Genomic DNA, 20,471 nt, shown 5'->3' on the forward strand with positions numbered 1-20,471 from the left:
TCAGGAGTCAGGGGGACGTCGGATGCCTGCGGAGGGCGGCGGTGCCCGCCCGGTGTGACACGCGGTGTGCTGGGGCTGTGCGGCGGTGTCCGGCGCGGGCGGTGGCGGCCGCTGGCACGGGGGCCGGAAGAAGACGGAGCCGACCGCGATGGATACGCCGACAGGGTGCGAGGCGACCCGCTCGTCCAGGGTGGCCCGGAACACGCGTGGCGACGTACCGCAGTCGGCGGTGCACAGGTCGTCGGCGTCGGTGCCGTGGGAGAGGATCTCGGCCGCTGCCGTGCGGTCGCCGGACGCGGTCGCCGTGGATGCGCCGGGACCGAGGGCCAGGGTTCCCAGAACTCCCAGCAGACAGAGGAGGCCGACAAGGACGGCCAGTTTCCCCGGCAGCAGGCCGCGGAGACGTGCCGGGCGCCGGGCGGTGGCGGAGGCCGCGCGAGCGCGGGGCATGCGGCCTCCTCTTCTCGGACATGGACGTGGCTGCGGGTTCGGGTACTCGGGTGTGGGCGGCCCGCAGTCGCCCCGGGGCTGCACGGGCGGCAGGTCAGGGTTCGATCAGGCCGGCCCGGATGGCGTAGCGGGTCAGCTCCAGACGGTCGCGCAGGCCGAGTTTCTGCAGCAGGTTGGCCCGGTGACGCTGGACGGTCTTGATGCTGATGACCAGCGTTTCCGCGATCTCCTTGGAGGAGTTGCCCTCGGCGATGAGCTTGAGGACCTCCTCCTCGCGTACGGTCAGGACCGTGTCCGGTACCTCCTCGCCGTGCCGGACACGGTCGAGGTAGTTGCGGATGAGAGCGGTGACCGCGCCGGGGTAGAGGAAAGGTTCACCGCGCTTCGCCGCCCGGCAGGCCGCGACCAGATCCTGGTCGGCGACGGACTTCAGGACGTACCCGGAGGCGCCGGCCTTGAGGGCCTGGAAGAAGTACTGCTCGTTGTCGTACATCGTCAGCATGAGGATGCGCAGGCCGGGCTGGAGCGCGGACAGTTCCCGCGCGGCCTGGAGACCCGTCATCCGGGGCATGGCCACGTCGAGGACGGCCAGGTCGACGCTGTGGGTACGGGCCATGGCGATGGCCTCCGCGCCGTCGCCTGCCTCGGCGACGACCTGGAGGTCGGGTTCGCTGTCCAGAATGAGCCGCACGCCCCGGCGGACCAGCGCGTGATCGTCGGCGAGAAGGATGCGGGTGACAGCCGTATCGGTCAAGGTCATGCGCCCTTCTCGGCGGTGGGCACCGACAGGGACACACACGTGCCGCCCGCCGGGCCGGGTTCGATGTCCAGCGTGGCGCCCACCAGCAGGGCGCGTTCACGCATGCCGCGGATGCCGGCGCCCTCGTGGGCGAGCCCGATACCGCGGCCGTCGTCGCCGATGCGCAGCACCACAGCGGTGGGGGTGCTGTGCAGGGCCAGCTCGGCGTGTTCCGCCTCGGCGTGGCGGGCGATGTTGGTCAGACCTTCCTGGGCGACGCGGTAGAGCACCAGTTCCGTCTCCCGGTCCAACAGCGGCAGGTCCGCGTCGAACCGGCGCCTGACGTCCAGCCCGGTATGGGTGGCGAAATCGGTGGTCAACGACGTCAGCGCGCTGACCAGGCCGAGGTCCTCCAGCACACCGGGGCGCAGTCTGCGGGCGAGCCTGCGGACTTCGTCGAGGCTCTCACGTGTGATCTCCTGCGCCTGCTGCAGCTCCGCGCGCAGGGGCTCGGGCGCCCGGTCCGCCGCTCGCTTCAGCCCCAGCAGCACCGCGGTCAGGCTCTGGCCGACCTCGTCGTGGAGTTCCTGCGCTATACGGCGCCGCTCGGACTCCTGGGCGGACAGGACCCGGGCGTTACTGGTGGCGCGTTCGGCCTCCAGCCGGTCGAGCATGTCGTTGAAGGTGCGGATCACCTCGGCGACCCCGCCCTGGGCGGGCACGGGCAGCCGCTGGCCGGGGCGGAGCAGGTCCACCGTGGTCATCAGTCCGGCGAGCCGGTCCAGCGGGGCCAGTCCGATACGCAGCAGGGCGGCATTGGCGACCAGCATGATGCCCAGACCACCGACCAGGATGACGGCTTCGGTGAGCAGCACCGGCACCGAGACGGTCACCGGCGCCCACAGCAACAGCGCTGTGGCCGAGCCGAGCACCAGGGCGTTGAGCCCGAAGATCCGCCAGAACAAGGACACGGGGTGTCAAGCCTCCTTCGTCGTCACGATCCCCACCACTATCTGCTACGCGTCACCGAGCGCCGGCCCCGGGTCGGACTCGCTCGTGTATCGGGACAATCCAGCGTTCGCAGCCGCCTGCCCCCTGCTGCGGCCAGCTTGCCCGGTCCTGGCCGCCGCAGTCGATGGGATACGGCACCCATCCGGGACCGTCCGGTGCGCCCCCGCCCCCGGCCGCCTGCACTCCTCGTCCCCCCGGAAATGGGTGCTGCGACCGATGGCCGCGGATCGGCCGGACGACCAGGGTGGAGTCTGAACCACCCGGTGCCGACCATCCGTGGCCACCGGTTCCGCAGAAAGGAACGCACTGATGACGCTCGACACGGACCGCCCCGGCCCCCGTCCCGAACGCTTCATCGCGCCCGAGGTCCGTCAGCGCCTCGAGCACGAGCGCAACTCCCGGCTCGCCCAGCTCAGTGCGATCGAGGAGGCCGGGCCCGAGGCCGCCGACGACCTCATGAAGGCGCAGAAGACCTCCCTCAAGCGTGTGCTGAAGCAGATCGACACCGCCTTCGAGCGTCTCCAGGACGGCAGCTACGGGACCTGTCAGGACTGTGCCAAGCCCATCCCGGTCGAACGGCTGGAGATCCTGCCGTACACGAGCTGCTGCGTCGGCTGTCAGCGGCGTACCGGCTGACCGAAGGGTGAAGCCGTGAAGAATCAGGTCGTCGCCGCCAACAACGCGGGCCTGGCCCCCGAGGACCTCGCCACACTGCGCGAGAGCCTGCATGAGCAGCGTCTCTTCCGCCTGGAGCAGCTTCGGACCGACGTCCACGTCCGGCCGACCGCCTCCGCCCGCATGGTCCTCACCGATGTGGAAGCGGCCCTGGATCGGATGGACCAGGACCGGTACGGCAACTGCCATCTGTGCACGCGCCCCATCACCCTGCGGCGACTGAAGATCGTGCCGCAGGCCCGCTACTGCACCCGCTGCCAGCAGGTCCGGGACGCGGGTCGGTGACACGGTCGCGCGACGCGAACCCGGGATCAACAGCGAAAGCCCGCCGAGCCGGAGACGACCTCCGACTCGGCGGGCTTCGTGACGTCCTCTTGTGGGATCGTGAACGCCGTCCTGCCGGCGCCGCTGCCGCTGATCCTGGCGGCCGGGCTGTACGTGGCGCTGCGTATCCGTCGGCAGGACCCCGAGCGGTACGCCTCGGCATCTCAGCACGCGCCCGCACCGCCGGCAGTGGGGGCGGCGGCCGGTCGCGCCGGCAGTCCCTGTCGGATCACGCCCACAGCCCGGCGGGATCCCGCAGGATCCGACGGACCGTCAGCTCGGCGGCCCCCAGGAGGGGTCCACGCCGGCCGAGCGAGGAGGCCCGCAGTGCGAGCGGATCCCATGGGCGGACCGTCACCCTGGCTGCGAGCTCCGACCGCATGGCCGGCAACAGCCAGTCCGCCAACTCCCCGTACGCTCCGCCGAGGACGAGCGCGGACGGGTCGAGCAGATCGACCGCGGACGTGAGTGCGATCCCGAGCGCCGCCCCGGCCCGTTCCAGCGCTGTGAGCGTGCGTCTGTCGTGTGCACGGGCAGCCTCGGTGAGGGCGGTGACCGGGTCGCGCCCGCCCGGCCGCAGTCCGGCGTCGCGGAGTACGGCTCGGACGCCGGCGAACTGCTCCAGGCAGCCGCGCGCGCCGCAGGGGCAGAGCGGCCCGTCGGGGTGCACGGGTACATGCCCGAGTTCGCCGGCGTAGCCGCGGGCCCCGCGGAACAACCGTCCGTCGATCACTATTGCCGCGCCGATGCCCGCCTCGGCGGAGACGTGCACCAGGGTTTCGTCGTCGGTCCCCGCCCACAGCTCGGCCAGGCCACCGAGGTTGGCCTCGTTCTCGATCTCCGGCCGCGGCGTGCCGGTCGGCCAGTGGTCGGCCAGTGCGACACCGTGCCAGCCGAGGTTCGGCGCGTGCTCGATCGTGCCGGAAGCCGGCCCCAGAACGCCGGGCACGGCCATGACGGTGCCGGCCGGGCGCAGCCCGAGGTCGCCGGCCGAGCGGGCGGCGGCCGTGGCGAGCGCGGCCAGGTCCGCGAAGACCTCCGCCGGTGAGCGGTCCCGGTTGTCCACCGGCACGGTCTCCAGGAGGCGGACCTCGCCGCTCAGGTCCACGACGCAGGCCCCGAGACGGGTGATCCCGATCTCCAGCCCGAGCCCCGCGGCTCCGTTCGGGTCAAGTGTCAGTGCGCGGCCCGGGCGGCCGACTCTGCCGTGCGGCGCGCTCTCGCCCTCGACCAGAAGGCCCGCTCCGATCAGCTCGTCCGCCAGGCTGGAGACCGCGGCTCGGGTCAGTCCGGTGTGTCCGGCCACGTCGGCACGCGAAAGCGGGCTCCGTGCGGCGACGGTGGCGAGCACCAGCGCCAGGTTCTGGCGGCGCATCCCCTTCTGGGAGGCCGGCCCGACTGCCTCGGGCGAGCGCCGGCTCGGCAAGGTCTCGGATCCCTTTCCCATCGGCATGGTCGCGGCCCTCGGGCCCCGGCCTCAGCCGGACGTGACGGACCGCTGGAGAGCTCCGGCCCGCCGCAGCGTATCCGCGATCCGCTCCACGGTGTCCACGTCCCTGTCCAACGCTTCGAACAGCGGTCCCTCGGTGGTGCGCCAGCGGCGGGCCACCGCGTCGGCGGATTCCCCGGTGAGGAGTGCGGCCGCCTGGGCCGCGGTGCCGAGTGCGACCAGCTCCTGCGCCCGTGGCACCTGGACCGGCCGTCCGGACAGCCGCTGGACCGTCCGTGGCCAGGCACGTCCGCGGGCGCCGCCGCCGATGAGCAGCAACGGCCGCCGCGGGTCGTCGTCCACGCCACCGGCTCGCAGGACCTCACCCAGCGCGGTGAGCAGCGCGTGGGCCGCACCGTCGTAGGCGGCCTGGAGGAGCTGGCCCGGCGTTGTGTCGTGGCGCAGGCCGTGGATGAGCCCGCTGGCGTCCGGCAGATCGGGCGTGCGCTCGCCGTCCAGGTAGGGCAGCACGACCGCGCTGCCGCCCGCCTCGACCGCTTCGCGGTCCCGTCCGAGCAGGGCCGCGATGCGGTCGACGGCGAGCGTGCAGTTGAGGGTGCAGGCGAGTGGGAGCCAGCCGTACAGCGCGTGGGCGAAGCCGCACACGGTGCCGGTCGTGTCCTGGGGCCGCCCGGCGGTCACCGCGTAGACGGTGCCGGAGGTGCCGAGGCTGAGCACCGGCTGGGCCGGCGCGCGGTCAGCGGCCGGGGCGGGCCCGAGTCCGAGGCCGATCGCGGCGGCCATGTTGTCGCCGGTTCCCGTCGCCACCGGCATTCCGGCGCGCAAGGGGCCGTCCGTGCGTACGAATCCTGCCCGGACACCTGGTTCCAGGACGGTGGGCAGCAGCGACATGTCGAGGCCGATGCGATCGAGGATTCCGGCGTCGTAGCCCGCCGGTGTCCACCAGCCGGTGCCGGAGGCGTCGCCGCGGTCGGTCACGGGCTCGCCGGTCAGACGCTCCGTCAGAAAGTCGTGCGGCAGGCGGACGGCGGCGGTGCGCTCGGCGGCGGCCGGTTCATGAGCGCGCAGCCAGGCCCATTTGGCGGCGGTGAAGGCGGCGGTCGGCACGCTGCCCGTGCGCCGGGCGATCTCCTGTGCGCCGTACGCGGCAGTGAGTTCGACGGCCTGCGGGGCGGAGCGGATGTCGTTCCAGAGCAGCGCGGGCCGTACGGGCCGCCCGGCCCTGTCCAGGGTGACCAGCCCGTGCTGCTGGCCGGCGACCGAGACGGCGGCTGCGCGGTCTGCCCAGCCGGTCCGCGCCACGGCCTCGCCGAGCGCCCTCCACCACTGCTCCGGGTCGCTCTCGCGTCCTGGTCCGCTGCTGACCGTGTGCGCCGCCCGGCCCTGACCGAGCACCGCACCGGTGTCCAGGTCGACGGCAAGGGCTTTGGTGGACTGCGTGGAGCTGTCCACGCCGATCACGACACGGGGTCCGGACAAGGGTCCAACCATGCCTGTGTTCTCCCGACTCATGGGCGTCAGCTGACGTGGGGCTTCCCTCCGCGACTCTCGCACCCTAATTTGTTTTCTGCCATGACTAATAGAGGGGGAGCCATGTCCATGAGCATCGAGCCGCCCGACCCCACCCCCGCGCACAGGTTCACCTTCGGCCTGTGGACCGTCGGCTGGCAGGGCCGCGACCCCTTCGGCGACGCCACCCGCCCGGCCCTCGACCCGGTCGAGACCGTACGGCGGCTGGCCGAACTCGGCGCCTACGGCGTCACCTTCCACGACGACGACCTGATCCCCTTCGGTGCGAGCGACGCCGAACGCGAGCACGCGGTCAAGCGCTTCCGCGCCGCTCTGGACGCGAGCGGTCTGCGCGTGCCGATGGCCACCACCAACCTGTTCACCCACCCCGTCTTCAAGGACGGCGCGTTCACCGCCAACGACCGCGACGTGCGCCGCTACGCCCTGCGCAAGACCATCCGCAACATCGACCTGGCGGTGGAGCTGGGCGCGGCCGTCTACGTCGCCTGGGGCGGACGTGAGGGGGCCGAGTCGGGCGCGGCCAAGGACGTGCGCACCGCGCTCGACCGGCTCAAGGAGGCCTTCGACCTGCTCGGCGAGTACGTCGAGACCCAGGGCTACGACCTGCGCTTCGCCATCGAGCCCAAGCCCAACGAGCCGCGCGGCGACATCCTGCTGCCCACGGTGGGTCACGCCTTGGCGTTCATCGGCGAGTTGGAGCACCCGGATCGCGTCGGCCTCAACCCGGAGGTCGGCCACGAGCAGATGGCCGGGCTCAACTTCCCCCATGGCATCGCCCAGGCGTTGTGGCACGGCAAGCTGTTCCACATCGACCTCAACGGCCAGTCCGGCATCAAGTACGACCAGGACCTCCGCTTCGGCGCGGGCGATGTGCGCCAGGCCTTCTGGCTGGTCGACCTGCTGGAGTCGGCCGGTTACGACGGCCCGCGCCACTTCGACTTCAAGCCACCGCGCACTGAGGACTTCAACGGTGTCTGGGCCTCGGCGGCGGCCTGTATGCGCAACTACCTGCTGCTCGCCGAGCGTGCCCGCGCCTTCCGCGCCGACCCCGACGTCCAGGCCGCCCTGGCCGCCTCCCGCCTGCCCGAACTCGCCGTCCCGACCGCCGAGGACGGCCTCGCCGGACTCCTGACCGACCGGACCGCATTCGAGGAGTTCGACGCCGACACCGCCGCCCGGCGCGGCATGGCCTTCGAGCAGCTGGACCAGCTGGCCATGGAGCACCTGCTCGGCGCGCGCTGAGAGGATCCGCGGACCGCCGGTGTCAGGGGTCGGCTCGGCGGATCGGCTCCTGGTACTGCCGCGCCGCGGCGCCGCCTCGCGGGTTTCGGCGGCCCCGACCTGCGTCACGAGCTCCACGGCCCAGTGCGACGGACCCGCCGGGCTCGCGTTCAGTGCAGGTCGGCCCGCGCGGGGGTGTCGTCGAGGAAGCCGCCCGACTGGTGCTGCCACAGCTTCGCGTAGGCGCCGCCCGACACGAGCAGCTCCTGGTGCGTGCCCTGCTCGACGATCCGCCCGCGGTCGAGGACGACCAGCCGGTCCATGGTGGCGACCGTGCTCAGCCGGTGCGCCACGACGAGCGCCGTACGCCCCTCCATAAGCCGCCACAGCGCCTCCTGGACGAGGATCTCGCTCTCCGAGTCCAGGGCGCTGGTCGCCTCGTCGAGCAGCAGGATCGGCGCGTCGCGCAGGATCGCCCTGGCGAGGGCGACCCGCTGGCGTTGCCCGCCGGACAGCTTGACACCGCGCTCGCCCACCATGGTGTCGAATCCGTCCGGCAGCGCGTCGGCGAACTCCGTCACGTGCGCAGCCTCGGCCGCGCGGCGGAGGTCGGCGTCGGTGGCGTCCGGCCGGGCGAACGCGATGTTGTCCCGCAGGGTGCGGTGGAACATCGCCGGGTCCTGCGGCACGTAGGCAATCAGGCTGCGCAGATCGGCCTGGCGCAGCCTGCTGATGTCCTGACCCCCGATCAGGATCCGGCCTGCGTCGATGTCCGTCATCCGCAGCAGCAGCCGGGTGAGCGTGGTCTTGCCGCCGCCGGACCGGCCGACGAGACCGATCTTCGCTCCACTGGGCACGGCCAGGTCGAGGCCTTCGAAGAGCGGCTCCGCGCCCGCGTGGGCGAAGGTCACCTGCTCGAAGCGGACGTCGGCGGCCCGGGACAGCAGCGGCTCCGGCGACGCCGGGTCGAGCACGGTCGGCGGCTTCAGCAGCAGCTCGGTGAACTGCGCGGCCTCCGTCATCGAACTCTCCAGACGGCGGTAGATCTGGTTGAACTCGAACATGATCCGCGTCGCGTTGGTGTAGTACGTGAAGGCGACCACAACCGCCTCCACGCCGTGCCTGCCCCCGCCCAGCGCGACCGCGAGCAGCAGGCCCAGCGCGTTGGTCAGCACGGACATCGGCGCGACCAGCGTGTCGATGCGCAGGTTGCCGTAGTCCCACGACCGCAGCGTGAGCCGCCGCGACACCGCGACGCGGGACCGGTGCTCGGCGGCCTCGCGTTCCTCGGCTGCGAACGCCCGGACCGTGTCCATGTTCATCAGGCTGTCGGCGACATGGCCCGACACCCGGGCGAACGCCTCCTCGCGCTGGCCGACGAGCGCCTGGCGGCGGCGGATGAGGGGCACCACGCACAGCGCCGTCAGAGCGATCATCGCCAGGAGCCCGACGACGAGCAGCGGTTCGTAGCGCCAGAGGACCACCGACCCGAACACCAGCGGCACGAATCTGCCCACGACCGAGAACGTCAGCGTGTCGACGAACTCCTCGAAGCGGGAGGCGAAGCTCAGGACCCGCTTGGTCAGCGACCCGGCGAAGTTGTCGTGGAAGAACGCGGCGTCCTTGGCGAACAGTTCGTCCATCCCGATCACGTACAGGTGCTCGATGCCGAGGGCATCGAGGCGGTTCAGGCAGTGCAGGCCGATGCGCCACAGCGTCTCCGCGAGCAGCAGAACGCCGGCGAAGCCGAGGACGTAGGGCAGCGTCGAGCCGATGGCGGGACCGGCGTCGTCGGCGATTCGGCCGACGAGCTTCGCGACGAGCAGCGGCGCGATGTAGTTGATGCCGATGTTGCCCAGCGCCGGCAACAGCATCGCGGGCACCGTCAGCCACCGGAGCCGGGCCAACTCCCGTCCGTAGTGACGAAGTGCGAGGAGCACCGGGCCCCTGCCCGGCGCTTCGCGCGATTCAGGAGATCCCATCCCAACCCTGTGTGGTCGTGCGTACGAGTACGGGGAGGCAGGAACTGCAGTGTCCCGCGACAGCGCCCGCGGAGTCCATGTCTTTTCCTCAGCCGACAACCTCGCACACAGGTACGACCCTGCCCTCTGTCGAGTCGGGATCCATGCGGGCCGGAACCAGGCCGACGTCGCCGCCACGCGTCGGAGTCGCCGAGCCGATACCGCCGCAGCACACCCACCGAAACCACGGGCCACCCGAACTCCAGCTCTTCCATTGCGGCACAAGCCTTGACAACTTGCATGCTGTCCCGCGACGTTTGGGCAACGCAGAGCGGCAGGACGCGCACAGCGTGTCAGGGGGGAGCGGGGAGCTATCGCCATGCGATCCTTGAGCAACGGAGTACACCGTGCCTTACCAACCGGTACCGCGACCGGTACGTCCCTCGTGAAACCGGCGGAAAGGCGGTCGGCCTGAGATGGACATCACGGTCCACAGACCCGACCAGCTGAGCGCATCAATTCGTCGGGCCTGGCACCGGGCGATGGACGAGTCGCCGGAATACGCAAACCCTTTCCTGGCACCGGAGTTCGCGATCGGCATCGGCCAGTACCGCAGTCGGGCGCGGGTCGCGGTCCTGCGTGAGAACGGGGAGCCCGTCGGCTTCTTCCCGTACGAGCGCAACTCCTTCGGTGTCGGCCGGGCCATCGGTCTCGGGCTCTCCGACTGCCAGGCCCTCGTGCACCGCCCCGGGATCACCTGGGACACGCAGGAACTAATGCGGGCCTGCGGGCTGTCCATCTTCGAGTTCGACCACCTCGTCGAGGAGCAGAAGCCGTTCGGCAGCTACGTCACGGGGACGTTCGCGTCACCGGTGCTCGACCTGGAGTGCGTTGACAGCGGCTACGCGGAGTGGCTGCGCGGCACGTACCCGGGGCTGGCCAAGACGACGCTGAAGAAGGAACGCCGCCTGGGGCGCGACCTGGGCGAGATGCGGTTCGTCTTCGACGAGCGCGACCCGCGGATGCTGCGCAGGCTCATGCAGTGGAAGTCCGCCCAGTACCGCCGGACGGGGCGGATGGACCGGTTCGCGCGGCCGTGGATCGTCGACCTGGTGAACCATCTGTCCCAGGTCCGCGACGAGCACTTCACCGGGGTGCTGTCGGTGCTGTACGCCGGCGACCGGCCGGTGGCCGCACACTTCGGACCGAGATCGCGCACGGTGTTCGCGGCCTGGTTCACCGCGTACGACCCCGAGTTCCGCTACTACTCGCCCGGGCTGATCATGCACCTTCGGATGGCCGAGGCGGCGGGCCGGCACGGCGTGCGGCTCATGGATCTGGGACGCGGCGACAAGGAATACAAGGACTGGCTCAAGACCCGCGAGCTGCGGGTGGGTGAAGGGTTCGCGACCCGCCCCCACCCGGTGGCGACGGCGCACCGGCTGTGGCGCAGACCGGTGCGCGGCCTGCGGAACACGGTCCTGGCCCATCCCGCGCTGCGCGAACAGGCCGACCGGCTGCTGAAGACGGTCGGCACGCTGCGCACGTCGGGTCCGGTGGACTCCGGCAGGGCGGGACCCCGCGCACGCTGAACAGGCTTCCCCACTCCCGGCCTTCGCACCGCGTCCCCGTCGCCCCCACCGCTGACGCAGCCTCCTCCCCACCCCACGGCGGGCGGCGCGACGGCGAGGGCCCGCCCTGCCGGAAGCCCGGTCTGCCCTGGTCGACGCTCGCGAGAGCGCACTGTGTATGTGTCCCTCGGACGACTTCTGGACGGAAGGGATGACGATGCCGTACGGGTCACGGCTCGCCGCGACGATGGCGCGGCGGCTCGGACGCGAATGTGTCTACACGCCCTCGGCACGGCTGGCCCTGTACCTTGCGCTGCGGCGCTGGTGCCGGCCGGGCGCACGGGTGCTGATGTCGCCGGTGAACGACGACGTGATCCTCTTCGTGGTGCTCGCGGCCGGGCTGCGCCCGGTTCAGGCCCCGGTGTCCCCGTGGGACGGCAACATCGACCCGGCCGCCGTACCGGACTCCACCTGGCGGAGCGTGGACGCCGTCCTGACCACGAACCTGTACGGGATGCCGGACCGGATCGTGGAACTGCGCAATCGGTGCGAGAAGTTGGGGATACCCCTGTTCGAGGACGCGGCGCACGCGATCGGCACACACGTGGACGGGCAGCCGATCGGGACGTTCGGGAAGGCGGCTGCGTTCAGCCTGTCCAAGCACGCGGCGGCGATGGCCGGCGGTTTCCTCGCTGTCGAGGACGCGCGCACCCGCCGGGAGTTGGAGCTGCTGCGCGACGATCTCCTGGTGCCGCGCCGCCTCCAGGACGACCTGGCCACAACGCTGCGGCCGCTGGCGCGTTCAGCCGTACGCACCCTCCACCTGGTCCGTCCTGTGTGGCGGACGATGCAACGCCTCGGGATGCTCGAACGCGACGACTACCGCATGGCCCTGCACGCGCCGCGGCTTGCCCTCTGCGGGCGCGAGGCGCCGAACCTGGCAGCGTACGAGCCGTGGGTGCGCGTCGACCTGCACGGCTTCCGGTCGCGCCACGGGGCCCTGGTCCGCGGGCAGTTGGAGCTGCGGATGGCCCGGCTCGACGGCGACCTCACCCGGCGCAGGGCCGGTGTCTCGCTGCTCTCGGGTACCGCCTGGGCATCCCCGGCGCTCCGCGACCCGACGGCACACGACGGACCTCTCCCCCTCTTCCGGGTTCCGCTCCTGGTCCACGACCGCGACACCCTCGTAGATCGTCTGGTGAGACACGGCGTGGTCGCCGGGTACGTCTACGACCCCCCGCTCGACGACTACGCGGGCGCGGAGTTCGTCGAACCGTCCCCCGACCCGTCGGCCGCCCGCTGGTTCGCCTCACACGTGCTTCCGGCCGATCCACTCCTGGCCCGCAAGATCGCCAACGCCCTGACGAGAGAACAGGCGAAAACCTCCCATGACTCATTCCTGATCCCCGTCCCGGACACCACGCCACCGACATCCCCGGGTCCGCTGAGACCGATCGCGTAGCCAAGCGGTCGCTCGAGCAACGACACACGTGACAGCCCATCGGGCCACCGGCGGGCCGGTGTCGGTGCATCACCGGCGCTGTGCGGATCAGAGCGGGCCATCGAGCCGGTTCGTCGAGTCCCTCATCGGGGTCCGGCAGATCGGCATGTCAGTCCGCTCACTGGCCGCCCCTCTCCGAAGGGAGCGGGCCCGGTCATCTCCGCCGCCTCCCGCCACACCCGTACGAGACGGTCGGCGGCTTCCATCAGAGTGGGGGGCGGCGTGGCCGGGAAAGCGGTGCCGGCGAGACGGCCCGGCACACCCGGCTGAAGGGAGCCGGGATCCGGCACCGCCATCGCTCGTCGCACCCGCCCCGACCCGGTTTGCGGCCCCACGGACGGCCCGCGCCGCGGACGGTCGTCCCGCAGGTGGTCACACGGTCCGGCTGCGGGCGCACTGCAGGGCGAACAGGACGGTGGCCGCCTCCGTCGGCCTGGTGGGGTGGAGGCCGGTCAGCTCGCTGAACCGGCTCAGCCGGTTGAGCACCGTGTTGCGGTGGCAGTACAGCTCGCGGGTGACCGTCGCGACCGACCCGGACCTGCAGTACGCGACCACGGTGTCCAGCAGGCGCTCGCGCTCGTGCGGGGGCAGCCGGTCCAGACCGGACAGCACCGAGTCGGCCAGCATCCCCGCGATCGGGCCCAGCCGCCCCGCGGCCACGGGCATCCAGGCCTCGACCAGGGTCACCGGGCCCTGCGCCGTCCCACCGTCCATCGTCGTGGCAATCGCCTCGGTCACACGCACCGTGTCGGGGACGCGGGCCAGTCCGCGCGCCACCGGGCCGACCGCGCATGCCACGCCGTCCAGCCAGGCGGGCGGGGGCGCGTCCGCCCCGTGCGGCAGCCTGGCCACGAGCACCAGCATGCCGTTGTGCTGCTGCAGGTGGGCGGACTGGCCCGTCAGCCGTGCCGTGACGGCCCTGCGCAGCTCCTGCTGCGACTCCGGCGGCGCCACCGCCACGGCGAAGTCCGACTGCGCGTTCACCTGGAGGAGGGTGGCCGCCTGCGCGACGAGCTGCTGGTCGCGGCCGTCCGAGGACAGCAGCCTGCCCATGAGCGCGGCCTGTTCGCGCTCCTGCTCGCGGGCCAGCACGGCGACCTGGTCCAGGTAGGCGGCGTGCACGTGCACGGTGTGGAACTCCACGGCTTCCCACACCCGCACCGCCCCGCGCGTCAGCTGCGGCATGTCCTCCGGGCGAGTGCGTTCCAGGAACGCGGTCCACAGCACACGGAAATCCATGCGCACCGCCTGCAGGAGCCGCTCCAGGGGCACGCCCTGGTGGGCGCGGCGGCGGCCCAGCCGCTCCGGGACCTCGCGCAGGTCCTCGGGCACCGGCAGGCCGCCGATCAGGCGCAGGAGCAGTTCGAAGCAGGCCCGGGCGGCCTCGCGCAGGTCCTCGGGCGGGACCGTGGCCTCGTAGTCGTCGAACGCGGAGACCTCCCGGACGTAGCGCCCGACCAGCTCGTCCAGGTGGTCCAGGCAGTCGCGCACGAGGGCGCGCAGTTCGGGGGGAACCGACGCGCCGCCGTCGCCGCCGGGCCGGGCGGCAGGGGCGCGAAAGGGACCGTCAAGATCCGGCGGATTGTGCATGTGCCCATTATCACTGCTCCAGCACGGAGCGTTTCGGCATTGTTCACGCCCTCCTAGCAGGGCATTCTGCTTCAGCCACACCACGCGGCCAACGGGCCGTGCACGATCTCTAGAGGAATGCCCATGCACTTGACGCCGCGTGAACAGGAACGGCTGACGCTGTTCTCGGCCGCCGGGCTCGCACGGCGGCGGCTGGCCCGCGGCGCCCTGCTCGGTGCGACCGAGGCCATCGCCCTGGTGTGCGACGAGATCCTGGAGATGGCCTGGGACGGCGTGCCGCTGGAGACCGTCGTCGAGCGTGCCCGGGACGTCGTCCCGCGCGAGCAGCTGCTGCCGGGAGTCGCCGGGACCGTGCCCGGCATTCAGGTGGAGGCGCTCTTCCCGCACGGCTCCACGCTGGTCCACGTCGCCGACCCGTTCGGGCCGGCCGGGCCGAACGACCCCGGCGCCGTGCTGGCCGCCGACGGCGAGACGGACCTGGCCCCCGGTCGCCCGCGCAAGGAGCTGGAGATCACCAACCGGGGCGCCCGCGCGGTGTGGGTCTCCTCGCACTTCCCGCTGGAGGAGGCGAACACCGCCCTGGAGTTCGACCGCGAGGCTGCCCGCGGCCACCGGCTGGACATCCCGGCCGGGACCTCGGACCGGTTCGAGCCCGGCGCGACCCGCACCGTCACCGTGGTGGCACGAGGAGGAAACCGATGAGCCGGATGCCCCGGCGCGCGTACGCGTCCCTGTACGGCCCGACCGCCGGCGACCGGATCCGGCTGGCCGACACCGACCTGTGGGTGCGGGTGGAGGCCGACGACACCGAGCCCGGCGAGGAAATGCTCGGCGGCTGCGGCAAAACCGCCCGCGACGGCCTGCTCGTGGCCGGCCGCGCCCCGCGTGAGAGCGCGCTGGACATGGTGATCCTCGGCGTGGTCGTCATGGACCCGCTGATCGGCGTCCGCAAGACCAACATCGGCATCAAGGACGGCCGGATCGTCGGCGCCGGGCGGGCCGGCAACCCGGAGAACAACGACGGCGTCGAACTCGTGGTCGACTCCCACACCGCGATGATCAACGGCCAGGGGCTCCTCGCCACGGCCGGGGTCGTGGACTCCCACGTCCACCTCTCCAGCCCCGAGGTGGTGCCCGCGGCGCTCTCCGCCGGCGTCACCACCATGGTCGGCATGGGCATCGGCGGCGTGTGGGACGTCGGCGCCAACCCCGCATACAACCTGCACAGCCTCATCGAGGGCTGGCGCGACGCCCCGGTCAACGTGGCATTCCTCGCCCGCGGCTCCTCCTCCTCGCAGGAGCTGCTGGAGCGTGCGGTCCTCGCCGGCTCCGGCGGCTTCAAGATCCACGAGGACTGGGGGGCCACGCCCCGCATCGTCGACACCTGCCTGGGCGTCGCGGAGGAGGCCGACCTGCCGGTCGCCCTGCACACCGACACCCTCAATGAGTCCGGCTACCTGGCCGACACGCTCTCGGCCACCCGCGGACGCACCGTGCACGCCTACCACGTCGAGGGCGGTGGCGGCCACCCCGACCTGCTGGAGATCGTCTCCCATCCGCACGTGCTGCCCTCCTCCACCACCCCGACGCTGCCGCTTACCCCGGCCACCGTCGCCGAGCTGCTGCCCATGACGATGACCGTCCACGGCGGCCACCACGGGGTGGAGAGCGACGTGTCCATCGCGGCGAGCCGGGTGCGCGAGCACGCCATCGCCGCCGAGAACGCCCTGCACGACCTCGGCGCGATCAGCATCGTCAACTCCGACTCCATGGGCATGGGCCGCATCGCCGAGACCGCGCGCCGTACCTGGCAGCTCGCCCACGTCCAGGCCCACCTGGCCGGGCAGACCGGTCCGGACTTCGTCAACAACGAGCGGGTGCTGCGCTACCTTGCCAAGATCACGCTGAACCCCGCGATCGCCCACGGCATGGCCTCGGACGTCGGCTCCCTGCGGCCCGGCGGCATCGCCGACGTCGTGCTGTGGCGCCCCGCCACTTTCGGCGCGCAGCCGGAGCTGGTGCTCAAGTCCGGCTTCGTCGCCTGGGGACTGTCGGGATCGGGCTCCGGCTCCACCCGGCTCACCCAACCGCGGGTGATGAGGCCCTACTTCGGCGGCCTGGGCGGGGCTCCGCGCCGACTGTCCACGGTATTCGTCTCCCAGGCATGCCTGGACGACCGCGCCTCCGCCGATGCCCTCCCCAAGGGAGTGCGCTATACGGCCCTGCGTAACAGCCGCGGCCTGACCCGCGGCGACATGGTCGCCAACACCGCCGTGCCGAAGGTGCAAGTGCCCACCACGCCCGACGCGGTCCTCGTCGACGGCCGACCGGTCGACATCCACCACGCCGCCGACCTGCCGCTGACCCGCCTGCAGAACCTGGCCTGAACCGGCCCCGGCCACCCGGCCCGAACCGGGCCGGACCGCTCCCCCACCCACCCGAAAGCCGCTCCATGCTCGATCTCAAACTTCGCAACGCCCGTATCCGTACAGTGGACGACCGCCACCCCCGCGCCCGCACCCTCGGCGTCCTGGCGGGGCGCGTCGTCGGCCTCGACGAGACGGTCGAGGACCTGCCCGCGCGCACCGTACTCGACTGCGGCGGCGCGGTCGTCGTCCCCGGATTCGGCGACGCCCACAATCACATGGCCTGGTTCGGCCAGTCCCTGGGCGAACTCGACCTGAGCACGGCGACCACGCTGTCCGAGGTCTACGACGCCGTCGCCCGCCGAGCGGCCGGCCTGCCGGCCGACGCCTGGATCGTGGGCTCCGGGTACGACGACACGGTCATGGGCGGGCACCCGCACCGCACGGAACTGGACCGGGCAGCGGGCGGGCGGCCGGTGTGGCTCAAGCACCGATCCGGGCACATGTGCGTGGCCGGCAGCGAGGTACTGCGGCAGGCCGGCGTCCTCGACGGGAGCGTGGACGCCCCCGAGGGCGGGGTCGTGGTGCGCGACGGCGACGGCACCCCGACCGGGCTGCTCCAGGAGCGGGCCCAGGCCCTGGTCACCGGCCTGGTCATGCCCTACCCGGTGGCCGATCTGGCCGACGTCCTCGGCCGGGCGAGCGAGGTCTACGCCGCGGAGGGCCTGACCCACGTGGTGGAGGCCGGGATCGGGCTCGGCCTCATCGGCCGCAGTCCCGTCGAGGCCGCTGCCTACCAGCTGGCCCGCGAACGCGGCACGCTGCGCACCCGGGTCGAGCTGATGGTGGCCGCCGACAACCTGCACGCCCTGCGCGCGCACGCCGACGACGGCATCACCACCGGAATCGACCTGGGCCTGCGCTCCGGCTTCGGCGACGACCGGCTGCGCCTGGGCCCGATGAAGATCTGGCTGGACGGATCGCTGATCGGCCGCACGGCCGCGGTCTCCGAGCCGTTCTGCGGGCACGACCACGCGAGCGGCGTCTACCAGAACAGCCCGGAGGAGATGCACCGGCTCGTCGTCGACGCTCACCGGGCCGGCTGGCGGGTGGCCGCGCACGCCATCGGCGACAGCGCCGTCGACCTCGCCCTCGACGCCTTCGCCGAGGCGCAGCGCCTCCTGCCCCGCCCGGACGTGCGGCACCGCATCGAGCACTCCGGGGTGGTCCGCCCCGACCAGCTGGACCGCTATGCCGAGCTGGGCGTGGTCCCGGTGCCGCAGGCGCGGTTCCTGTACGAGGTGGGCGACAGCATGGCAGAGGGACTCGGCCCCGAACGCACCCTGTGGATGTACCGGCACCGGTCCTTCCTCGACCGGGGGATCCGAGTGCCGGGCAGTTCCGACCGGCCGGTCGCCCCGGGCGCCCCCCTCCTCGGCATGCAGTCCATGGTCGAGCGCCTCAGCCGGGCGGGCACCGTGCTCGCCCCCGACGAGCGGGTGAGCGCGGAGCAGGCCCTGCGGGCCTACACCATCGATGCGGCATGGGCCAGCCACGACGAGGACCGTCGCGGCAGCATCACGCCGGGTAAATATGCCGACTTTGTCATTCTTTCCGATGACCCTGTCAGTGTCGACAGTGATCGGATTGGCGCCATCGACGTCCTGGCCACCTTCGTGGCCGGAGAGTGTGTCCACGGCGCCGACGCACTCGGGGACTTCGCAGCAGCGGACGGTCCCCTCCCCACGACCGGATCCCCCCGGCCGCACACAAGGAGTCACGCATGAGCACAGTCGGTCAGGTCGCCCCAGGGGCTCCGCCGGGTACATCGGCCGCAGCGACCGGCAAGGACGCCGGGCGGGTCGCCTTCGCGTCCTTCGTCGGCACGGCACTGGAGTGGTACGACTACTTCCTCTTCGGCACCGCCTCCGCCATCGTTTTCAACCGGCTGTACTTCACCACCCTCAACCCCACAGCGGCCACCCTGGCGGCTTTCGCGACCTTTGGTGTCGGATTCGCCGCCCGTCCGATCGGCGCCCTCGTCTTCGGATGGCTGGGCGACCGCATGGGCAGGAAGCCGGCTCTGCTGATCACCGTGATGATGATCGGTGCGGCCACCGGTCTGATCGGTCTGCTGCCGGGCTACGCCGCCATCGGCATCGCCGCGCCGGTGCTGCTGGTGCTCCTGCGCCTGGTCCAGGGCATCGCCGTCGGTGGAGAGTGGGGCGGCGCAGTCACCCTGGCCGTGGAGCACGCACCGCCGGAGAAGCGCGGTTGGTACGCCGCGCTCCCCCAGGTCGGCTCCCCGGTGGGCACCCTGCTCTCCTCCGGCGCCTTCTCCCTGGTACTTCTCCTGCCGTCCGAGTCCTTCGACTCCTGGGGCTGGCGCCTGCCGTTCCTGCTCGCCTTCCCGCTGATGGGCATCGCCGTCTACATCCGCCGCAAGGTGGAGGAGTCGCCGCTCTTCGACGAGATGATGGAGCAGAACGAGCAGGCCAAGGTTCCGGCGCTCGACATATTCCGCAAGGCCTGGGGCCGGCTGCTGGTCGCGATGGCCTCGGCGACCCTGGGAGTCGGCGGGTTCTACATGCTGACCACGTTCATGATCAGCTATGGCACCGACACCCTGGGACTGCCGCGGTCCCTCATGGTCAATGGAACGCTGGTGGCGGCAGCCGTCGAAATCGGGGTGATCATCGTCGTGGGACGCATGGCGGACCGCCTCGGCCCCGGCCGGGTCACGCTGTGGGGCGGCCTGTTCAGCGCCGGCTTCGCCTTCCCGCTCTTCTGGCTGGTCGAGACCAAGAATCCCCTCGTGGTCGTGCTGGCCATGACGGTCGGCGTCGCCGTGCTCTCCATCGCCTACGCGGTGTCCGGGGCGCTGCTCGCCGACCTGTTCCCGGCACAGCTGCGCTACACCGGCGTAGCGCTGTCCTACAACCTCGCCGGCGCACTCACGGGCTTCCTGCCGTTCCTGGCGACCGCGCTTCTGGCGGCCGGCGGCGGGGCCTCGTGGCCGGCTGCCCTGCTGCTGATGGTCCTGTCCCTGATCACCGCCCTCGGCGGATTCCTGGGCGAGCGGATGCGCCTGAAGGACCAGGTCGCCACCGCCTGAGCCCCCCGCCGGACCCCACCGGCAGGCGTCCGGCACCGCCCCGTGCGGGGTGCCACCGGCGCCCCGGTGCGAGCGAACCGCACCGTGCGGCCCGCTGCCTCCTCGTGCAGCGGGCCGCACGGCCGTTACGTACCGGGGCCTTGCCGGACAACACAGCCGTCCCGCAAGCACCTCGACGCCGGATGTCACCCAGGCGCTGACGCCGGCCGGCGCACCGCGGCGCCGAGGAGTGGGACAGGCCGGAGCAGAACACGGTCCGGGGGTATCCCGGCCAGTAACCGCACCGGCAGGTCCTCAAGAGGAGAGCGAAACGCGGTGCGTCGTATCCGGCGTGCGCGACGACGAGGATCTCCGGGTCGGTCCAGGCGCGAAGGCCCTGCCCTGATCTGGACCGTCATCACCAGCTACGGCGACGGCCACCACGACGCACCGCTCGGCAGCGCACTCCGCGTCGATGCCCGGTCGCTGCGCAACCCTCCGGAGGACCCGCGGTCCGGGAGCGGATGCTGCGCGCCGACGGCCTCGACCCTCACGTACGCGACTACGTCCTGGCGACTCCGGGTGCCGACCGGCTCATCGAGCGTAGCTTCGGGCGTGCCTTGGCGCTCTTGGCTCTGTCTGACCGGGACGCGTGGACATACATGTGCTGTGCGGCGGTGGCCGGCATCGAGTCGGTGGTCGTGGCCGAGGAGCTCGCCGCTCGGCTCCGGGCCGTCGGCTACGGCGTCGAGACTGAGCACCGGCACATCGATCGGGCCATCCTCGGGTGACTCGGTAGCCGCAACCTCAACCCCGCAACCGCCGGGCATGAAGTCGCCTGTCTTCGCGTCCTCGTCCGCGGCGCCCCTGACGTCGATGCGGTGGGTGAAGGCCCGGGGGCCGAGGCCAGTTGCTCCCCGGAGGGCGGAGCTCATTCCGCGCCGGAGGTGCCGTACGGCGGCTGCGAGCCGGGCGCTCCTCTCGTACG

Annotated in this window: 17 protein-coding genes; 10 read left to right on the forward strand and 7 right to left on the reverse strand. The window is 72.0% G+C overall.

Features of this window, described 5'->3' with window-relative positions; genetic code table 11:
* The 3 genes from ABD858_RS02380 to ABD858_RS02390 all read right to left on the reverse strand — a co-directional run bounded on the left by ABD858_RS02380 (window position 1) and on the right by ABD858_RS02390 (window position 2,160).
* Complete coding sequence (locus tag ABD858_RS02380; protein WP_345034204.1) at window positions 1–450, reverse strand: hypothetical protein; 450 nt, start codon at window positions 448–450, stop codon at window positions 1–3.
* A 94-nt stretch (window positions 451–544) separates the two neighbouring features.
* A complete protein-coding gene (locus ABD858_RS02385) occupies window positions 545–1,210 on the reverse strand; it encodes a response regulator (RefSeq protein ID WP_345034207.1) in 666 nt (221 codons plus the stop codon).
* Entirely contained in the window at window positions 1,207–2,160 is a 954-nt protein-coding gene (locus tag ABD858_RS02390) for a HAMP domain-containing sensor histidine kinase (RefSeq protein ID WP_345034209.1), read from the reverse strand. Before ABD858_RS02390 ends, ABD858_RS02385 begins: the two co-directional genes overlap by 4 nt.
* A gap of 349 nt (window positions 2,161–2,509) precedes the next feature.
* Here ABD858_RS02390 and ABD858_RS02395 point away from each other — a divergent pair, with 349 nt between their 5' ends.
* A complete protein-coding gene (locus tag ABD858_RS02395) occupies window positions 2,510–2,836 on the forward strand; it encodes a TraR/DksA family transcriptional regulator (protein ID WP_345034211.1) in 327 nt (108 codons plus the stop codon).
* 15 nt (window positions 2,837–2,851) lie between these two features.
* Window positions 2,852–3,160 carry a TraR/DksA family transcriptional regulator gene (locus ABD858_RS02400; protein WP_345034212.1) on the forward strand — a complete coding sequence of 103 codons (309 nt, stop codon included), beginning with the start codon at window positions 2,852–2,854 and terminating at the stop codon, window positions 3,158–3,160.
* Window positions 3,161–3,428: 268 nt separating this feature from the next.
* Here ABD858_RS02400 and ABD858_RS02405 read toward each other — a convergent pair whose 3' ends face one another.
* Together ABD858_RS02405 and xylB are read right to left on the reverse strand one after the other, a co-directional pair.
* Window positions 3,429–4,574: an ROK family protein gene (locus ABD858_RS02405; protein WP_345034214.1), complete on the reverse strand. Its 1,146-nt coding sequence runs from the start codon at window positions 4,572–4,574 to the stop codon at window positions 3,429–3,431.
* Window positions 4,575–4,676: 102 nt separating this feature from the next.
* A complete protein-coding gene (xylB, locus tag ABD858_RS02410; RefSeq protein ID WP_425586137.1) occupies window positions 4,677–6,140 on the reverse strand; it encodes a xylulokinase in 1,464 nt (487 codons plus the stop codon).
* Window positions 6,141–6,248: 108 nt separating this feature from the next.
* Between xylB and xylA the strand changes: the two genes are divergently transcribed.
* Window positions 6,249–7,421, forward strand: coding sequence for a xylose isomerase (gene xylA, locus ABD858_RS02415; RefSeq protein ID WP_345034218.1), 1,173 nt, complete (start codon window positions 6,249–6,251; stop codon window positions 7,419–7,421).
* 149 nt (window positions 7,422–7,570) lie between these two features.
* Here xylA and ABD858_RS02420 read toward each other — a convergent pair whose 3' ends face one another.
* A complete protein-coding gene (locus ABD858_RS02420; RefSeq protein WP_345034219.1) occupies window positions 7,571–9,382 on the reverse strand; it encodes an ABC transporter ATP-binding protein in 1,812 nt (603 codons plus the stop codon).
* 455 nt (window positions 9,383–9,837) lie between these two features.
* Here ABD858_RS02420 and ABD858_RS02425 point away from each other — a divergent pair, with 455 nt between their 5' ends.
* On the forward strand, window positions 9,838–10,953 hold the full coding sequence (locus ABD858_RS02425; protein ID WP_345034222.1) for a GNAT family N-acetyltransferase: 1,116 nt from the start codon (window positions 9,838–9,840) through the stop codon (window positions 10,951–10,953).
* A 190-nt stretch (window positions 10,954–11,143) separates the two neighbouring features.
* Window positions 11,144–12,394 (forward strand): DegT/DnrJ/EryC1/StrS family aminotransferase, encoded by a 1,251-nt coding sequence (locus ABD858_RS02430; RefSeq protein ID WP_345034224.1) that lies wholly within the window; start codon window positions 11,144–11,146, stop codon window positions 12,392–12,394.
* Window positions 12,395–12,805: 411 nt separating this feature from the next.
* Here ABD858_RS02430 and ABD858_RS02435 read toward each other — a convergent pair whose 3' ends face one another.
* The gene (locus ABD858_RS02435; RefSeq protein WP_345034225.1) at window positions 12,806–14,023 is read right to left on the reverse strand and encodes a PucR family transcriptional regulator; all 1,218 of its coding nucleotides are present in this window, start codon (window positions 14,021–14,023) and stop codon (window positions 12,806–12,808) included.
* Between the two features lie 123 nt (window positions 14,024–14,146).
* Between ABD858_RS02435 and ABD858_RS02440 the strand changes: the two genes are divergently transcribed.
* The 5 genes from ABD858_RS02440 (at window position 14,147) to ABD858_RS02460 (ending at window position 20,274) form a co-directional block, all read left to right on the forward strand.
* Window positions 14,147–14,725 (forward strand): urease subunit gamma, encoded by a 579-nt coding sequence (locus tag ABD858_RS02440; RefSeq protein ID WP_345034226.1) that lies wholly within the window; start codon window positions 14,147–14,149, stop codon window positions 14,723–14,725.
* The gene (locus tag ABD858_RS02445; protein ID WP_345034227.1) at window positions 14,722–16,410 is read left to right on the forward strand and encodes an urease subunit alpha; all 1,689 of its coding nucleotides are present in this window, start codon (window positions 14,722–14,724) and stop codon (window positions 16,408–16,410) included. The genes ABD858_RS02440 and ABD858_RS02445 overlap by 4 nt, the downstream gene beginning before the upstream one ends.
* Before the next feature lie 65 nt (window positions 16,411–16,475).
* The gene (locus ABD858_RS02450) at window positions 16,476–18,176 is read left to right on the forward strand and encodes an amidohydrolase (protein ID WP_345034229.1); all 1,701 of its coding nucleotides are present in this window, start codon (window positions 16,476–16,478) and stop codon (window positions 18,174–18,176) included.
* A complete protein-coding gene (locus ABD858_RS02455; RefSeq protein ID WP_345034230.1) occupies window positions 18,173–19,504 on the forward strand; it encodes an MFS transporter in 1,332 nt (443 codons plus the stop codon). The genes ABD858_RS02450 and ABD858_RS02455 overlap by 4 nt, the downstream gene beginning before the upstream one ends.
* A 503-nt stretch (window positions 19,505–20,007) precedes the next feature.
* Entirely contained in the window at window positions 20,008–20,274 is a 267-nt protein-coding gene (locus tag ABD858_RS02460; RefSeq protein ID WP_345034231.1) for a RapZ C-terminal domain-containing protein, read from the forward strand.
* Window positions 20,275–20,471 lie beyond the last annotated feature (197 nt).

Source organism: Streptomyces sannanensis, assembly GCF_039536205.1.
Classification (GTDB): domain Bacteria; phylum Actinomycetota; class Actinomycetes; order Streptomycetales; family Streptomycetaceae; genus Streptomyces; species Streptomyces sannanensis.

Excerpts from the sequence above, each read along its gene's own strand:
- ABD858_RS02460 (WP_345034231.1), top strand. The coding sequence starts at position 20,008 with ATGCTGCGCGCCGACGGCCTCGACCCTCACGTACGCGACTACGTCCTG.
- ABD858_RS02440 (WP_345034226.1), top strand. The coding sequence starts at position 14,147 with ATGCACTTGACGCCGCGTGAACAGGAACGGCTGACGCTGTTCTCGGCC.
- ABD858_RS02385 (WP_345034207.1), bottom strand. The coding sequence starts at position 1,210 with ATGACCTTGACCGATACGGCTGTCACCCGCATCCTTCTCGCCGACGAT.
- ABD858_RS02450 (WP_345034229.1), top strand. The coding sequence starts at position 16,476 with ATGCTCGATCTCAAACTTCGCAACGCCCGTATCCGTACAGTGGACGAC.
- xylB (WP_425586137.1), bottom strand. The coding sequence starts at position 6,140 with ATGGTTGGACCCTTGTCCGGACCCCGTGTCGTGATCGGCGTGGACAGC.
- ABD858_RS02395 (WP_345034211.1), top strand. The coding sequence starts at position 2,510 with ATGACGCTCGACACGGACCGCCCCGGCCCCCGTCCCGAACGCTTCATC.
- ABD858_RS02430 (WP_345034224.1), top strand. The coding sequence starts at position 11,144 with ATGACGATGCCGTACGGGTCACGGCTCGCCGCGACGATGGCGCGGCGG.
- ABD858_RS02435 (WP_345034225.1), bottom strand. The coding sequence starts at position 14,023 with ATGCACAATCCGCCGGATCTTGACGGTCCCTTTCGCGCCCCTGCCGCC.
- ABD858_RS02380 (WP_345034204.1), bottom strand. The coding sequence starts at position 450 with ATGCCCCGCGCTCGCGCGGCCTCCGCCACCGCCCGGCGCCCGGCACGT.
- ABD858_RS02455 (WP_345034230.1), top strand. The coding sequence starts at position 18,173 with ATGAGCACAGTCGGTCAGGTCGCCCCAGGGGCTCCGCCGGGTACATCG.
- xylA (WP_345034218.1), top strand. The coding sequence starts at position 6,249 with ATGAGCATCGAGCCGCCCGACCCCACCCCCGCGCACAGGTTCACCTTC.
- ABD858_RS02405 (WP_345034214.1), bottom strand. The coding sequence starts at position 4,574 with ATGCGCCGCCAGAACCTGGCGCTGGTGCTCGCCACCGTCGCCGCACGG.
- ABD858_RS02445 (WP_345034227.1), top strand. The coding sequence starts at position 14,722 with ATGAGCCGGATGCCCCGGCGCGCGTACGCGTCCCTGTACGGCCCGACC.
- ABD858_RS02420 (WP_345034219.1), bottom strand. The coding sequence starts at position 9,382 with ATGGGATCTCCTGAATCGCGCGAAGCGCCGGGCAGGGGCCCGGTGCTC.
- ABD858_RS02425 (WP_345034222.1), top strand. The coding sequence starts at position 9,838 with ATGGACATCACGGTCCACAGACCCGACCAGCTGAGCGCATCAATTCGT.